This window comes from Pseudomonas trutticola BRTCR10, assembly GCF_056155105.1.
Genome location: NZ_CM149552.1, coordinates 6,053,840 through 6,069,543, shown reverse-complemented (window position 1 = coordinate 6,069,543; position 15,704 = coordinate 6,053,840). Strand labels below are relative to the sequence as shown.

Sequence of the window (15,704 nt, the reverse complement as noted above, 5' to 3'; positions counted from 1 at the left end):
TTTTCTGTGTGCTCTAGCTCACCTTCTTGGCCAATTGGAAATCCATGTATTCGTAAGCGATCTGTTGCGCCTGCGCCGTGTCGAAAGCGTCTCCCGACAAAGCGCCGCGCAACCACAAGCCATCAATCAACGCTGCCAGGCCACGCGCTGCGGTGCGCGCATCTTCGAGCGGCAACACACGGCGGAACTCGCAGCACAGGTTGGAATACAGACGGTGATCGTTGATCCGCTGCAACCTGTGCAAAGACGGCTGGTGCATGCTGGTGGCCCAGAAGGCCAGCCAGGTTTTCATTGCCGGGCCATTGACCTGGCTGGCGTCGAAGTTGCCTTCGATGATCACCTGCAGATGCGCCCGTGGGCTGTCATCTGCCAGCGCTTGGCGGCGCAGGGTGACGTTCTCGCTGAGGACGCTCATCAGATACCGCATCGTGGCGGCAATCAGGCCGTTCTTGTCCTGAAAGTAATGACTGATGATGCCATTCGAGACACCGGCCAAACGGGCGATCAGCGCAATGCTGGCGTCCCCCATTCCGACCTGATCGACCGCCTGCAAAGTGGCTTCGATCAGTTGTTGGCGGCGGATGGGTTGCATACCGACCTTGGGCATCTTGCACATCTCCTTAGGCCTTCCGAGGGGCGAATGACGCCTATCGGATTGAGGGCCAGTCTATTTTGTTTTGATTGAACGTTCAATCAACAAAGAATAAGATCTGCGACAAATCGTCGCTGCCTACAGATTTTTCCTACGTGTAAGTGGCGATAAAACCGACATCCGAAAATGCTTGAAACCTGTATGGGGCATGGCGCGGTTCGCGATTCGATGGACGTGTTGAAAGGGCAAGACGCTCAGGGCCAGGTTTCGGATGAACGTCCGGATGCCTTTGGCCACGAAAGCGATTCGCAGCGCCATTTCGGCAGGTTCGGGCTTTTTTCGGGGTGTCTTTATATCACCCGCCGGTCGGCTGCCAACTAACCGATTGGTCGGGTTCCGTGTTGCCTTGTGTTCTTCTCTCGCACTGCCTGGAGCATTTGTGCCATGAGTTCTGCCTCGCTTATAAAGACCCCGCCCGAGAAGGTGACGGTCAACGGTTGGGTGTTTTACACCTCTACCGCGCTGATTCTGTTGTTGACCGCCATTCTGATGATCGCCCCGAAAGAGGCTGGCAGTTTGTTGGGTGTGGCTCAGGCCTGGTTGTCGCGCAGCTTCGGCTGGTACTACATGGTGGTGATTGCCGCCTATCTGGTATTTGTCGTGGGCCTGGCGTTTTCCTCGTACGGCAAACTCAAACTGGGCAGCAAGGACGACACCCCGGATTTCAGTTACGGCGCCTGGGCGGGGATGCTGTTCTCGTCGGGTATCGGTATTTCGCTGCTGTACTTCGGCGCTTCCGAGCCACTGGATCACTACTTCAATCCGCCGGAAGGCGCAGCGGCCACCAACATGGCCGCGCGTCAGGCGGTACAGCTGACGTTCCTGCACTGGGGCCTGCACGGCTGGGCGATCTATGCGCTGGTCGGTCTGGCCGTGGCGTACTTCGCGTACCGTCATAACCAGCCGCTGGCCCTGCGTTCGGCGCTGTATCCGCTGGTCGGTGAGCGTTGGGTCAAAGGCGCGGCCGGTCACGCGGTGGACGGCTTCGGCATGTTCGTGACCCTGCTGGGTCTGGTGACCAACCTGGGGATCGGCTCGCTGCAAGTGTCCTCCGGCCTGGAAAACCTGTTCGGCATGGAGCACAGCAACACCAACCTTTTGATCGTGATCATCGTCATGAGCACCGTGGCGACCATCGCTGCCGTGTCCGGTGTGGAAAACGGCATCCGTCGTCTGTCCAACCTGAACATCGTGCTGTTCAGCGGTCTGCTGATTTTCGTCCTGCTGTTCGGCCCGACCCTGCACCTGCTCAACGGCTTCGTGCAGAACATCGGCGACTACCTCAACGGCGTGGTGCTGAAGACGTTCGACCTGTACGTCTATGAAGGCGACAACGCCAAGTCCGACCGCTGGCTGGGTCTGTGGACTCTGTTCTACTGGGCGTGGTGGATTTCCTGGGCCCCATTTGTAGGCATGTTCATTGCGCGTATTTCCCGTGGTCGTACCGTGCGCGAACTGGTCGCCGGCGTGCTGCTGATTCCGCTGGGCTTCACCTTGGCCTGGCTGTCGATCTTCGGTAACTCGGCACTGGACCTGGTGATGAACCAGGGGGCGGTCGAGCTTGGCAAGACGGCGCTGGAACAGCCGTCGATGGCGATCTATCAGTTGCTTGAGCATTACCCGGCGTCGAAAATCGTCATCGGTGTGTCGATCTTTGTTGGCTTCGTGCTGTTCCTGACCCCGGCCGACTCCGGCGCGGTGATGATGGCGAATCTGTCCTGCAAGGGCGGCAACGTCGACGAAGATGCGCCGCATTGGCTGCGAATCTTCTGGTCCGTCGTGATCACCCTCGTGACCATCGGCCTGCTGTTTGCCGGTAACTTCGAAGCCATGCAAACCATGGTGGTGCTGGCCGGTCTGCCGTTCTCGGTGGTGCTGGTGTTCTTCATGTTCGGCCTGCACAAGGCAATGCGTCAGGACGTGCAGATCGAACAGGAGCAGGCGCAACTGGCTGAACGTGGTCGTCGCGGTTTCAGCGAGCGTCTGACGCAACTGGACCTGCAACCGAGCCAATCGGTGGTGCAGCGTTTCATGGACAAGCAGGTCAGCCCGGCGCTGGAAGACGCTGCCGCGCAAATGCGTGCGCAGGGTCTGGAAGTGCAAACGCTTTTGGGTAAATCCAAGCGTTGCATGGGCGTGCGCATCGAGATGGAAGAGGGCAACCCTTTCGTTTACGAAGTGAGCCTGGACGGTTATCTGGCGACGCCGACTGAATCGGCCCAGTCCGATGAAGCGCGCCAGCGTTACTACCGCGCCGAGGTGTATTTGCACAACGGCAGCCAGGATTACGACCTGATGGGCTTCACGCAGGATCAGATCACACGCGATGTGCTCGATCAGTTTGAAAGCCATCGGCAACTCCTTGGCCGGGTGTACAGCTAAACAGCTAAAACAAAAGGGGCTCGATTGAGCCCCTTTTGCATGATCGTTCCCACGCTCTGCGTGGGAATGTCTCAATGGACGCTCTGCGTCCGCTGTTGTGGGACGCGGAGCGTCCCGGGCTGCATTCCCACGCAGAGCGTGGGAACGATCACGCCGCGATCCTCTCGCGGCGTTTTTGTGTCCGGGGTTCTTACCCCAGGTTCTTGCCCAGCAACGCGTGATACAGCTCACTGTCGCCCAAGATCCCCACCACATGATTGTTATCGTGCAGCACCAGCTTGTTGCCGGTCTGATACCGAATCTGCAACGCATCACGCATGCCGATATTCGAATCCACCAGCGTCGGCTTGCGCTCCAGCCCTTCCACTGCTTGCCCCGGCGCCCAGTTCTGCAGGTTCAGTACCGAGCCATTCTGTCGCGCGCCCTTGATGGTGTTGCCTTCGGCAAGGTCCAGCCACGAGTCGCCGCCCGGATCCAGACACACCGAACCGTTGATGCGTTTGCACTTGTCCAGCGTGCGCATCAGGCTGCGACCGCAGAGCACGTTGAGCGGATTGGTGTGCGCCACGAAGGTGCGCACATAGTCGTCCGCAGGGTTCAGCACGATCTCTTCCGGCACGCTGTACTGGATGATCCGGCCGTCTTTCATGATTGCGATTCGGCTGCCGAGTTTCAGCGCTTCATCAAGGTCGTGACTCACGAAGACGATGGTCTTGCTCAGCTTGCGTTGCAGTTCCAGCAGTTCATCCTGCAAGCCCTGACGAATCAGCGGGTCGAGTGCCGAAAACGGTTCGTCCATCAACAGAATGTCGGCGTCCATCGCCAATGCTCGCGCCAGGCCCACGCGCTGCTGCATGCCGCCGGAGAGTTCGTCAGGCTTCTTGTTACGCCACTGTGTCAGGCCCACCAGTTCGAGTTTTTCGTCGACCAGTTTCTTGCGTTCCTTCTCCGGGCGACCCTGCATTTCCAGACCGAAACTGATGTTCTCGCGCACCGTCAGCCACGGCATCAGGGCGAACTTCTGGAACACCATGGCGATGCGTTTGGTACGCATCATTTTCAGCTCTGCGGGAGTACAGGAGGCAATGTCGATCTGACGGTTTTCATGCTCGACGAACAGCTTGCCGCGGCTCACGGTGTTGAGGCCGTTGATGCAGCGCAGCAGGCTCGATTTGCCGGAGCCGGAGAGGCCCATCAGCACGCAGATCTCGCCTTTATTGATGTCCAGCGTGGCTTTTTCCACGCCGACAATCTGCCCGGTCTTTTTCAGGATCTCGTTGCGGGTCATGCCCTGATCCAGCAGCTTGAGTGCCTCGCGTGGATCCTTGGAGAAGATTACGTCGACGTCTTCGAAGCGAATTATGCTCATGCGTCACCCCCTACTTTGGCGTCGGGTTGTTTGCAGATACGGTCGAGCATGATCGCCAGCAGTACGATCGCCAGGCCTGCTTCGAAGCCCAGGGCGATATCAGCAGTGTTCAGTGCGTTGACCACCGGTTTGCCGAGTCCGTCGGCGCCCACCAGTGCCGCGATCACCACCATCGACAACGACAGCATGATGCACTGGGTGATGCCGGCAGCGATGCTCGGCATGGCGTGAGGCAGTTCGATCCGTGAGAGCAATTGGCGACGCGAGCAGCCGAAGGCCTTGCCGGCGTCCATCAGTTCTTGCGGGACATCGCGGATGCCCAGGTAGGTCAGGCGGATCGGCGCAGCGATGGCGAATACCACCGTGGAGATCAGGCCCGGCACCACACCCAGCCCGAAGAGGGTCAGGGTAGGAATGAGGTAAACGAAGGTCGGTACGGTCTGCATCAGATCGAGTACCGGACGCATCAATGTGTAGAACATCGGTTTGTGCGCGGCGACGATGCCCAACGGCACGCCGATGACCACGCAGACCAGGGTCGCGAACATGACCTGGGCGAGGGTTTCCATGGTTTCCTGCCAGTACCCCAGATTGAGGATCAGCAGGAAGGAGGCGATAACGAAAGCGGTCAATCCCCATTTGCGCTGGATCAGATGCGCAATCAGAGCGATGAGGCCGATCAAGACCAGCGGGTTGAACCAGGTCAGCGCAAACGTCACGCCGTGGATCATCGTTTCCAGGGTCACGGCGATTGCGTCGAAGGTGCTGGCGCCGTGTTGCGTCAACCATTCAACGAAGCCCGCGATGTACTGGCCTAAAGGTATTTTCTGATCAATCAGCATGGTAGTGAACGTCCGCATGCAAGGAAATAAACAGCCCGGGGGAGCTGGCTCCCCCGGCATAAGCGATTACTGCAGTTTGGCTTTCACGGCCTCCAGGCCAGGTTTACCGTCAATGGTGGTCACGCCAGCGAGCCAGGTATCGAGCACCTGTGGATTCTTTTTCAGCCAGGCCTTGGCGGCCGCGTCAGGCTTCATCTTGTCGTCGAGGATGTTGCCCATCAGTTCACTTTCCATGTCGACAGTAAACTCCAGATTTTTCAGCAACTGACCGACGTTGCTGCACTCGGTGGCGTAGCCCTTGCGAGTGTTGGTCGCCACGGTTGCAGCACCGAAATCCGGGCCGAAGAAGTCATCGCCACCGGTCAGGTATTGAATCTTGAAGCGCTTGTTCATCGGGTGCGGCGCCCAGCCGAGGAAGACCACGGCGGTGTCGCGTTTCTGCGCGCGGTCAACCTGCGAGAGCATGCCCGCTTCGGAGGATTCGACGACTTTGAAACCGGCGGTTTTCAGGCCGAAGGCGTCCTTGTCGATCATGCTCTGGATCAGACGGTTGCCGTCGTTGCCAGGCTCGATGCCGTAGATCTTGCCGTCGAGTTCTTTCTTGAATTTGGCGATGTCGGCGAAGTCATGCAGACCCTTGTCGTACAGGGCTTGCGGCACGGCGAGGGTGTACTTGGCACCCTTGAGGTTGGTGCGCACGGTTTCCACGGTGCCAGCTTCGCGGTAAGCCTTGATGTCGTTCTCCATGGTCGGCATCCAGTTACCGAGGAACACGTCCATGTTCTTGCCGTCGGCCAGCGACTTGTAGGTCACAGGCACGGAGATCATGGTGGTCTTGGTCTTGTAGCCGAGGGCGTTGAGGACAACGGAGGTGGTAGCGGTGGTGGCGGTGATGTCGGTCCAGCCGACATCGGAGAAGTTAACGGTACTGCACTGCGCCGGTTCTGCAGCTTGAGCCAGTAACGGCAGACTCAGCATGGCGGCCAACAACAACGACGGGGAACCTTTCATGGATGGACTCCTTGGTGTTTTTTTTGGCAGTGTTCCGACTGTGGACCACCGCACTTATAGGTTGCGGTTGGATGGCGTTCTGGAGACAGCTCTACCACGGCGCCTTGCAATCGAGTCATAACGATCATGTACCAGTGAAAATCTGACGCCTACAGGGGGCGTCGTATCCAGTACAGGGATGGTCGCATCCAGTGTCAGTGACGTCGCTTACAGCTTTTTTTGGCCCCGTCTGGCCATCTGAACCGCATAAAAACGGCGAAAACCGGGGACGAAAGCGGCACGGCGTTAGTGGGCATGAGTGCGTCGGTGTCAGACGCCGTGCGACCTGACAAAAGCCTGATGATGCGGGCATTCCGGCGGATCGCAGCTTGAGCGTAGCAGCTCCGCCAGCGGGCGCTTATCGCCCCGGATCGGCATCCTCAGGAGCTCTGCAGCAATGGCTATCAGCGTTTTCGACCTGTTCAAAATCGGCATCGGCCCTTCCAGTTCCCACACCGTCGGGCCGATGCGCGCCGCGGCGTTGTTCGTCGAGTCGCTAAGGGACAAGCACCAGCTGGAACAGGTGCGTCGTATAGAAGTGCAGTTGTTCGGATCGTTGTCGGCCACCGGTATCGGTCACGGCAGCGACAACGCGGTGATCATGGGCCTGATGGGCGAGTGGCCGGACGCTATCGACCCGTCGCAGATCGGCCCGCGCATTCAGGCGCTGCGTGAAACTCATACCCTTCTATTGGATGGTCGTTTGTCGGTGCCGTTTGTCTGGGCACGGGACATGCGCCTGATCGACGAGAATCTGCCGTTCCATCCCAATGCGATGACGATTGTTGCCGAGGGTGATCACGGTGAACTGCATCGCGACACCTACTATTCGGTGGGTGGCGGTTTCGTGGTGGATCAGGCGCAGGCGTCCAGTGGCGTGGTCGATCTGGATCGCACCGAGTTGCCTTATGACTTTTCCAGCGCGGTGGAGCTGCTGGAGCTGTGCAAGAAAAACAACCTGCGCGTCGCCGAATTGATGATGGCCAACGAAAAGGTCTGGCGCAGCGAAGAGGAAATCCGCGCCGGGCTGATGAAGCTGTGGCGGGCGATGCAGGACTGCGTCGAGCAGGGCCTCAAGCACGAAGGCATCCTGCCCGGTGGATTGAATGTGCGTCGGCGCGCGGCGAAGTTGCATCGCAGCCTGCAGGAGCTGAACAAGCCCAATGTGATCGGCTCGACGTTGAGTGCGATGGAGTGGGTCAATCTGTTCGCCCTGGCTGTTAATGAAGAGAACGCGGCCGGCGGGCGCATGGTCACGGCGCCGACCAACGGTGCGGCGGGGATCATCCCGGCGGTGTTGCACTACTTTATGAAGTTCAGCGAAGCGGTCACCGACGCCAACGTGGTCGACTATTTCCTCGGTGCGGCGGCGGTGGGCATTCTGTGCAAGAAGAACGCTTCGATCTCGGGTGCCGAAGTCGGCTGCCAGGGCGAGGTCGGTTCAGCCTGCGCGATGGCGGCGGCAGGGCTGGCGGAGATCCTCGGGGCGACGCCGGAGCAACTGTGCAACGCCGCAGAAATCGGTCTGGAACACAACCTCGGCCTGACCTGCGATCCGGTTGGCGGTCTGGTGCAGGTGCCGTGCATCGAGCGCAATGCGATTGCCGCCGTGAAGGCGATCAACGCGGCGCAAATGGCCTTGCGTGGCGATGGTCAGCACTTTATCTCGCTGGATCGGGTGATCCGTACCATGCGTGATACCGGTGCCGACATGCATGACAAATATAAAGAGACATCGCGCGGTGGCTTGGCGGTCAGCGCTGTTGAGTGCTGAGACCAAGTTGACCCCAATCGCTGGCAAGCCAGCTCCCACAGGTTCTGTGGTGATACAGAAATCTTGATCACACAGAAAATCCCTGTGGGAGCTGGTTCTCATAAGTTGTTGGGTGTTGCTGAAATCTTGTGAGCATCACCAATCCCTGTGGGAGCTGGCTTGCCAGCGATGAGGCCGGACCAGTCAAAACTGCTCACCAAGTGAACACGGTAATCAAATCACGCCACCTTTTAGCGCGTCGCAATCAGATAAGAGTCTTTCCCACCTGTAACAGGCAATCAGCACACGCTACCGTCCGTCACCCGTGCCTGCGGTGACACTCCGAAACAACCGCGCGCAGGCCCATTCCCACAAGTGCTACCGATTTGCTCACAGGCAACGGAGCAGGGCTCTCACCAACGCTGATGGCACTTCGAAATACCTTTCGTCGGACGTCTCGAATAGACACGTCGCGACGTCGTTTTCAGGAGTTATTGAACGGCCATTCAATTTTAGGCATGGCAATTGCTCTGTCATAACAAAGCCCGTCTCCCGCATGAGCACGCGGCAATAACAAGAGCCTCCGCCTGAGGCCATCACCCGCTTTGTGTGAGGAGATACCGCGATGACGTCGTTCAACTCCGGGGCCCAACCCCAGAACCGTGCGCCTCAATCCATCGGCTTTTTGCTGCTGGACAATTTCACGCTGATTTCCCTGGCCTCTGCGGTAGAACCGCTACGCATGGCCAATCAATTGTCCGGTCGTGAGCTGTATCGCTGGAGCACCCTCACCGTCGATGGCGGCCAAGTGTGGGCCAGTGACGGTCTGCAAATCACTCCCGATGCCTCCATGCACAAAGCCCCGCCCTTGGACACCGTGATTGTTTGCGGCGGGATCGGCATTCAGCGCACGGTTACCCGTGAACACGTCTCGTGGCTGCAAAGCCAGGCGCGCCAGTCCAAGCGCCTCGGCGCCGTGTGCACCGGCAGTTGGGCCTTGGCCTGCGCCGGCCTGCTCGACGGTTTCGATTGCAGCGTGCACTGGGAATGTCTGGCGGCGATGCAGGAAGCTTTCCCGCGCGTGGCGATGAGCACGCGCCTGTTCACCCTCGACCGTAACCGTTTCACCAGCTCTGGCGGCACCGCGCCGCTGGACATGATGCTGCACCTGATCAGCCGCGATCACGGCCGTGAACTGTCCGCCGCGATCTCGGAAATGTTTGTCTACGAACGTATCCGCAACGAGCAGGATCACCAGCGCGTGCCGCTCAAGCACATGCTCGGCACCAACCAGCCGAAGTTGCAGGAAATCGTCGCTCTGATGGAAGCCAACCTCGAAGAGCCGATCGACCTCGACGAACTGGCGGTGTACGTCGCCGTATCGCGTCGCCAGCTGGAGCGGTTGTTCCAGAAATACCTGCACTGCTCGCCGTCGCGCTACTACCTCAAGCTGCGCCTGATCCGCGCCCGGCAGTTGCTCAAGCAGACGCCGATGTCGATCATCGAAGTGGCTTCGGTGTGTGGTTTCGTCTCGACGCCGCACTTCTCCAAGTGCTACCGCGAATACTTCGGCATTCCGCCGCGTGACGAACGCGTAGGTTCCAACACCACCCAGCAAGTGGCGATGCTGCCGCTGCCGCAGGCGATTGTGATGTCGCCGCTGTCGGGGCCGATGTCTGCGTTGAGTCAGGCGCGTAACGAGTCGACGTTTGCCAGCGTAAGGCTCTGATCAGGATCGTTCCCACGCTCTGCGTGGGAACGCAGCCCGGGACGCTCCGCGTCCCAAAAGGCCGAACGCGGAGCGTCCGTTGAGGCATTCCCACGCGGAGCATGGGAACGATCAGGTGATCAACGTCAGGCGCTGTGGGTCTGTTGGTATTGCGCCAATGCCGGCAACAACTGTTTGTCGATCGCCTGACGCACCGCTGGCTGAATACTCGCGCCGCTGGTGTACATATCCTTGACCATCTTGCGCAGTTCAAACGCGCGCACATTATCCAGACCGCGCACTGCACACTCGCAGGCCTGCTCCGCTGTGGAGCCACTCGGTACCTGAAAACCCAATGCCTTGAGCTGTCCCAACAGGTCTTCCTGATCGATCAAATCGGCATACATCATGACGCGCATCCTTCTTCGGCAACGGAGGTCGTGGCTCGATTCTGGTAGGCATGGGAAGGGACGGCAAGGGCGATTTGTCGCAGTGGCTGCGACGGCTATGAACAGGTCGTTTTCGGCTAACTCGTCGCTGAGGGGAGTGGGCACACTGAACTCAGCTTGCAACACGAAGGTTTGGTCACCCTCGCACGGCAGCTCCTCAACAGTAGCTTCTGCCCCGATCCTGTCACGGCTTGTATCGGGGCTTTTTTTGGCTGTGAGCCAGAGAATGGCGTGTTGCTGCTGACGCCTTCGCTGGCAAGCCAGCTCCCACAGGTTTTGGGTCTGATCAATTATTTGTTTTCGACGCCGAACCCTGTGGGAGCGGGCTTGCCCGCGATCAACGATGACGCGGTCTAGCGTTGCAACACCAGAATCCGCGACAACAACTCATCCCGATCGATGTAGCACCCCTGGAAATGCCGCGCCCCGGTCGCCGGGTCAAACGCATTGCGCGCATGCAAGGTGCGGCGGTTATCGAAGCACCACAGCTCCCCCGGATTAAGTCGCTGCATCAGCCGAAACCGTGGCTCGCGGGTCATCGCGATCAAGCGTCGATAGGCGCGATAGAGCAACGGCATCTGCTCCACCGACGTATCGAACGCGCCGCGCAGAAAATTCGCCATACGCATTTCCGCAACCCGGCCCAGCGCATCCAAAGCGATGATCGGCGCGAGACAGCGATAGTCGCTATGGCGGTCCTTGTTGCGAAACTCCACGGGGATTTCGCATAGCGCCTGAAACGATGCCGGGTCTTCGCTGCGCAATGCATCGGCAATCGCAAAGCCATCGACAAAAATGCTCTCGCCACCCTCGGCGTCATTCACCAGACAATGCAGAAATTGCAGCCCCGGTTGCAGCTCGCGGGTGGGCAGATCCGTGTGCAGCGGCAGATTGAAAGCGGTGTAGGCGTTACTGTCGGCGTCGGCTTTGGATTGCACGTTGAACAGCACACCGAAATTGCTTTCGCGAATGAAGGAAATGCGCTGCGCGATCTGCTTCAGCGAACCCGGTTCGGTCGGCACGCCGCGCACCTGGGTCAGACCGATGTCGCGGACAGCGATCAGCCATTGCAGCAACGCGCTGTTGTCGTTCATCAGCGCCGAATATTCGAATACCGGCAACTGCAAGTCGTTGTGCCACAGGTACGCCTTGGGCTTGGCGGCCAGACGTTCGGCGCGTGATTCGTCGTCGTAGGCATGCGCACGCAACCAGCCTGGATCGAAACGACTGAGGTGCCCGTCCTGCCAGTCAATGCGCAGGCAGCCGTCGGTATCGATATGCGCGGCGACAGGCTTGAGGTCTTCAGCAGCATCGACAATCTCGAAGACCTGTTCGCGAGTGACGCTATAGACGCAGTGCTGACACGGGCAGTTGTCCCGCAGCCAGACGTGGTGAAACGGGCTGATGCGACCGTCAGCCCACTCGATGGCAACGCGATCCGCCAGACTCTGCACGCCGCTCAGCGCGCTGATCAACGGATAAGTACGGAAATCGGCAACAGCGGCAGCGGTGTGCATGGCGGCTCCTTGTGATCGATGAATTTACCGGGCGGGTGGCAGGGCAATGACGCGGCCGATGTAGGTGGGAGAGGGCAGGTCTTGCTGCTCGGCGACGATGCTTTGCAGATGGCTCAAGGTGTCCGTGCTGAAAGGCGTCGAGCGTGGGCCTGAGAGGTCAACGTGCAACAGCATCTGTTCGTTGCCCGCCAGTTCCTGATCCTCTCCAGCCTTGTGCAGGCTGTGATAGAGGTGCAGGCGTTTGCTGTCGTGGCCGATGATTTGCGTGCGCACTTCGACGTCGGTATCGAGCTTCACTTCGTGCAGGTAGTTGAGGTGCAGTTCAAGGGTGAACAGCGAATTACCGCTGGCTTCGCGGTTGTTGCTGTCCATGCCGAGGCGATCCATCAGAGCGTCGGTGGCGTAGCTGAAGATCAGCAGGTAGAAGGCGTCGCGCAGGTGGCCGTTGTAGTCGACCCATTCGGGGATGATGCGGGTTTGGTAGGTGGTGAGGGTGGGCATGATTGGGTTCCGGCAGTCAGGTGGTCTTCAAGATCAAAAGCTACCCCCTCACCCCAGCCCTCTCCCCCAGGGGGGAGAGGGGGAAAGGGAGCCGATCGGGGGCCTTTCAATATTGGAGTTCGGCTCGGTGGTGCAGGTCGGCGTAGCTCGCATGAACAACGCGGTCAGTCCCCTCTACCCCTGGGAGAGGGCTAGGGTGAGGGCAACGGTTTGAAGCGAACGCATTACTCGCTGAAACTCATCCCATGCTTTTCCTTGGTGGTTTTCACCGCCTCAAGCACCGCCAGCAAACAATCATCACGATAGCGCTCCAGCGCCGAAATGCTGTGGCGGCCAAGCTGCTCACTGGTGCCATCCACCACATCATCGATCAACTTGTCCGTCAGCTCGGGCGCCGGCAGATACGTCCACGGCAACTGCAAGGCCGGACCGAATTGCGACATGAAGTGGCGCATACCGGCATCACCACCGGCCAGCGTGTAAGTCAGAAACGTGCCCATGAACGACCAGCGCAAACCGGCGCCAAAGCGGATCGCATCGTCGATTTCACCGGTAGTCGCCACGCCGTCGTTGACCAGATGCAGCGCCTCACGCCACAGCGCTTCGAGCAAACGGTCGGCGATGAAACCGGGCACTTCCTTGCGTACGTGCAACGGGCGCATGCCGAGGGATTCGTAGACTTTCATCGCTGCCTGAATAGCTTCCGGCGCGGTGTTCTTGCCACCCACGACTTCGACCAATGGCAGCAGATAAACCGGGTTGAACGGGTGACCGACCACGCAGCGCTCTGGATGCGTCGAACTCTCGTAGAACTCGCTCGGCAGCAGACCCGAAGTGCTCGAACCAATCAGCGCATCGGCCTTGGCCGCCGCGCTGATTTTGCTGTGCAGATCGAGTTTCAGCTCCAGTCGTTCCGGGGCGCTTTCCTGAATGAAATCGGCATCACAGACGCACTCTTCGATGGTCGCGACAAAACGCAGACGATCCTGCGAGGCGCCGGGCGCCAGACCGTTTTTCTCCAGCGCACCCCAGGCATTGGCTACGCGTTTGCGCAGTGCCGCTTCAGCGCCGGGCGCCGGGTCCCAGGCCACCACGTCGAGGCCATGGGCGAGGGCGCGGGCCACCCAGCCACTGCCGATGACACCGCTGCCCAGTGCGGCGAATGTTTTGATGTTGGTGATAAAGCTCATGGCGATTTCCTGAAAATATTCGGTGATCCCGTGTGAAACCGGTTCTTGTGGCGAGGGGATTTATCCCCGTTGGGTCGCGCAGCGGCCCCAAGAATTTTGCGACTGCTGCGCAGCCGAACGGGGATAAATCCCCTCGCCACAATTCCGGTTCCCAAAGGGAATAGATGTAGGGTTAACCGCGCTGGGTCAGGCCCATTTTCTTGCGACCTTCCGCCGGGGTCAGTACCCGGGCGCCCAAGCGGCTGAGGATCTCGGTGGCGCGTTCGACCAGTTGACCGTTGGTTGCCAGCACGCCCTTGTCCAGCCACAGGTTGTCTTCCAGCCCGACCCGCACGTTGCCGCCGAGCAGGACTGCTTGCGCGGCCATCGGCATCTGCATGCGGCCAATGCCGAACCCGGCCCACACCGCATCGGCGGGCAGGTTGTCGACCATGGCTTTCATGGTGGTGGTGTCGGCCGGCGCGCCCCACGGGATGCCCAGGCACAACTGGAACAGCGGGTTGTCGAGCAAGCCTTCCTTGATCATCTGCTTGGCGAACCACAGGTGCCCGGTGTCGAAAATCTCCAGCTCGGCCTTCACGCCCAGCTCGGTGATGCGCTTGGCGCCGGCGCGCAATTGCGCCGGAGTGGAGACGTAAATGGTGTCGCCATCGCCGAAATTCAGCGTGCCGCAATCGAGAGTGCAGATTTCCGGCAGCAGTTGTTCAACATGGGCCAGGCGGGTCAGCGGGCCGACCAGGTCGGTGTTCGGACCGAACTCCATCGGGTGCTCGCCGGCACCGATCTCCAGGTCGCCACCCATGCCGGCGGTGAGGTTGACGATGATGTCGACGTCCGCCTCGCGGATGCGCTCCATCACTTCGCGGTACAGCGCCACGTCGCGGCTGAACTTGCCGGTCTGCGGATCGCGCACATGGCAGTGCACAACGGTGGCGCCAGCCTTGGCCGCTTCCACCGCCGCCGCCGCGATTTGTTTCGGGGTTACCGGCACGTGCGGGCTCTTGGCGGTCGTGTCGCCAGCACCGGTGAGTGCGCAGGTGATGATGACGTCGTGGTTCATGGTGCGGTTTCCTTCAGGCGTGATGGGTCTGTCCGCAGCCCATTTCGGGGCTGCGAAGCGTCGGTCAATCCCCTCTCCCTCTGGGAGAGGGTTAGGGTGAGGGGCCTTTAAATGAGAGGGTTATTTGCTGGTCAGCTGGAGATTTTCAGCGGCCGGTTTGCCATCGAAGGTGGTTACACCGTCAAGCCAGCGCTGCTTGTCTTCAGGGTGATCCTTGAGCCATTGCTTGGCCGACTCAAAGGCGTCCTTGTGATCGAGCAGCGGCTGCATCATCCGGCTCTCGTCTTCGGCGGTGAACGTCAGGTTGCTCAGCAGACGGCCGACGTTCGGGCACTGCTCGGCGTATTTCGGTGCGGTAACGGTCCACACCGTGGCCATGCCTTCGTTCGGGCCAAGGGCGTCGTCGCTGCCAGTCAGATAAGTCATCTTGACGTTGACGTTCATCGGGTGCGGCGCCCAGCCGAAGAACACCACGGCCTCCTTGCGGCGCACGGCGCGATCAACGGCGGCGAGCATCCCGGCTTCGCTGGATTCAACCAGCTGGAATTTGCCGAGGCCGAACTGGTTCTTGCTGATCATCGCCTTGATCTGCGTGTTGGCGCCCGAGCCCGGCTCGATGCCGTAGATCTTGCCGCCCAGTTCTTTTTCGAACTTGGCGATGTCGGCGAAGGTTTTCAGCCCCTTGTCGGCCAGATAGGTCGGCACGGCGAGGGTGGCGCGGGCGTCTTTCAGGCTCGGTGCTTCGAGGACTTTGACCTGATTGGCGTCGACGAACGGGGTGATGGTCTGGGTCATCAGCGGGTTCCAGTAGCCGAGGAACAGGTCCAGCCGCTGATCGCGAATCCCGGCGAAGATGATTTGCTGGGACGCGCTGGTTTGTTTGGTGTTGTAGCCGAGGCCGTCGAGCAGGACCTGGGTCATGGCACTGGTGGCGATCACGTCGGTCCAGTTGACCACGCCCATGCGTACGTTCTGGCAAGACGCGGGTTCGGCCGCCATGACGCTGGCGCTCAAGAAAGCGGTACCGCTGAGTGCAAGAACACAGCTGCTGGTCAGTCGTTTCATGTCGGGTTCCTCGGCAGGTCGTTTATTGTGGTTCCCGGCGTCTGATGCGCCGGTGATGCAAAGTTACGCAGCTGTGTGCCTTTGAAAGCGCACTGCGGCGACTGGCATTTGCACTGTAGCGACCTGTGCTCTTGAATGCCGAAGACAACTGGCGTATCAACATTCC

General features: G+C 59.8%; 13 protein-coding genes. 3 read left to right on the top strand and 10 right to left on the bottom strand.

The window, feature by feature from the left end:
- Nucleotides 1–13 precede the first annotated feature (13 nt).
- Nucleotides 14–607 carry a transcriptional regulator BetI gene (gene betI, locus ACVVH8_RS27585; protein WP_053124587.1) on the bottom strand — a complete coding sequence of 198 codons (594 nt, stop codon included), beginning with the start codon at nucleotides 605–607 and terminating at the stop codon, nucleotides 14–16.
- Between the two features lie 429 nt (nucleotides 608–1,036).
- On the opposite strand from betI, the gene betT reads away from it, so the two are divergent.
- A complete protein-coding gene (gene betT, locus ACVVH8_RS27580; RefSeq protein ID WP_103304245.1) occupies nucleotides 1,037–3,034 on the top strand; it encodes a choline BCCT transporter BetT in 1,998 nt (665 codons plus the stop codon).
- Nucleotides 3,035–3,224: 190 nt separating this feature from the next.
- On the opposite strand, the gene choV is transcribed toward betT, so the two are convergent.
- The 3 genes from choV to ACVVH8_RS27565 all read right to left on the bottom strand — a co-directional run bounded on the left by choV (nucleotide 3,225) and on the right by ACVVH8_RS27565 (nucleotide 6,256).
- On the bottom strand, nucleotides 3,225–4,403 hold the full coding sequence (gene choV, locus ACVVH8_RS27575; protein WP_016772804.1) for a choline ABC transporter ATP-binding protein: 1,179 nt from the start codon (nucleotides 4,401–4,403) through the stop codon (nucleotides 3,225–3,227).
- Nucleotides 4,400–5,245, bottom strand: coding sequence for a choline ABC transporter permease subunit (choW, locus tag ACVVH8_RS27570; RefSeq protein WP_103304244.1), 846 nt, complete (start codon nucleotides 5,243–5,245; stop codon nucleotides 4,400–4,402). Before choW ends, choV begins: the two co-directional genes overlap by 4 nt.
- Nucleotides 5,246–5,311: 66 nt before the next feature.
- Nucleotides 5,312–6,256, bottom strand: coding sequence for a choline ABC transporter substrate-binding protein (locus tag ACVVH8_RS27565; RefSeq protein WP_315448265.1), 945 nt, complete (start codon nucleotides 6,254–6,256; stop codon nucleotides 5,312–5,314).
- Between the two features lie 436 nt (nucleotides 6,257–6,692).
- On the opposite strand from ACVVH8_RS27565, the gene ACVVH8_RS27560 reads away from it, so the two are divergent.
- On the top strand, nucleotides 6,693–8,069 hold the full coding sequence (locus ACVVH8_RS27560; RefSeq protein WP_475227348.1) for an L-serine ammonia-lyase: 1,377 nt from the start codon (nucleotides 6,693–6,695) through the stop codon (nucleotides 8,067–8,069).
- 604 nt (nucleotides 8,070–8,673) lie between these two features.
- Complete coding sequence (gene gbdR, locus ACVVH8_RS27555) at nucleotides 8,674–9,777, top strand: choline metabolism transcriptional regulator GbdR (RefSeq protein WP_007949927.1); 1,104 nt, start codon at nucleotides 8,674–8,676, stop codon at nucleotides 9,775–9,777.
- A gap of 125 nt (nucleotides 9,778–9,902) precedes the next feature.
- On the opposite strand, the gene ACVVH8_RS27550 is transcribed toward gbdR, so the two are convergent.
- The 6 genes from ACVVH8_RS27550 to ACVVH8_RS27525 all read right to left on the bottom strand — a co-directional run bounded on the left by ACVVH8_RS27550 (nucleotide 9,903) and on the right by ACVVH8_RS27525 (nucleotide 15,538).
- Nucleotides 9,903–10,166 (bottom strand): hypothetical protein, encoded by a 264-nt coding sequence (locus ACVVH8_RS27550; protein ID WP_103304375.1) that lies wholly within the window; start codon nucleotides 10,164–10,166, stop codon nucleotides 9,903–9,905.
- 392 nt (nucleotides 10,167–10,558) lie between these two features.
- The gene (locus ACVVH8_RS27545) at nucleotides 10,559–11,722 is read right to left on the bottom strand and encodes a gamma-butyrobetaine dioxygenase (RefSeq protein ID WP_475227346.1); all 1,164 of its coding nucleotides are present in this window, start codon (nucleotides 11,720–11,722) and stop codon (nucleotides 10,559–10,561) included.
- A 24-nt stretch (nucleotides 11,723–11,746) separates the two neighbouring features.
- Complete coding sequence (locus ACVVH8_RS27540) at nucleotides 11,747–12,223, bottom strand: thioesterase family protein (protein ID WP_213026801.1); 477 nt, start codon at nucleotides 12,221–12,223, stop codon at nucleotides 11,747–11,749.
- 224 nt (nucleotides 12,224–12,447) lie between these two features.
- Nucleotides 12,448–13,413: an L-carnitine dehydrogenase gene (locus ACVVH8_RS27535; RefSeq protein WP_401302987.1), complete on the bottom strand. Its 966-nt coding sequence runs from the start codon at nucleotides 13,411–13,413 to the stop codon at nucleotides 12,448–12,450.
- Between the two features lie 172 nt (nucleotides 13,414–13,585).
- Nucleotides 13,586–14,473 (bottom strand): 3-dehydrocarnitine:acetyl-CoA trimethylamine transferase CdhC, encoded by an 888-nt coding sequence (gene cdhC / locus ACVVH8_RS27530; protein WP_103304492.1) that lies wholly within the window; start codon nucleotides 14,471–14,473, stop codon nucleotides 13,586–13,588.
- A 120-nt stretch (nucleotides 14,474–14,593) separates the two neighbouring features.
- Entirely contained in the window at nucleotides 14,594–15,538 is a 945-nt protein-coding gene (locus ACVVH8_RS27525; RefSeq protein ID WP_475227344.1) for a choline ABC transporter substrate-binding protein, read from the bottom strand.
- Nucleotides 15,539–15,704 lie beyond the last annotated feature (166 nt).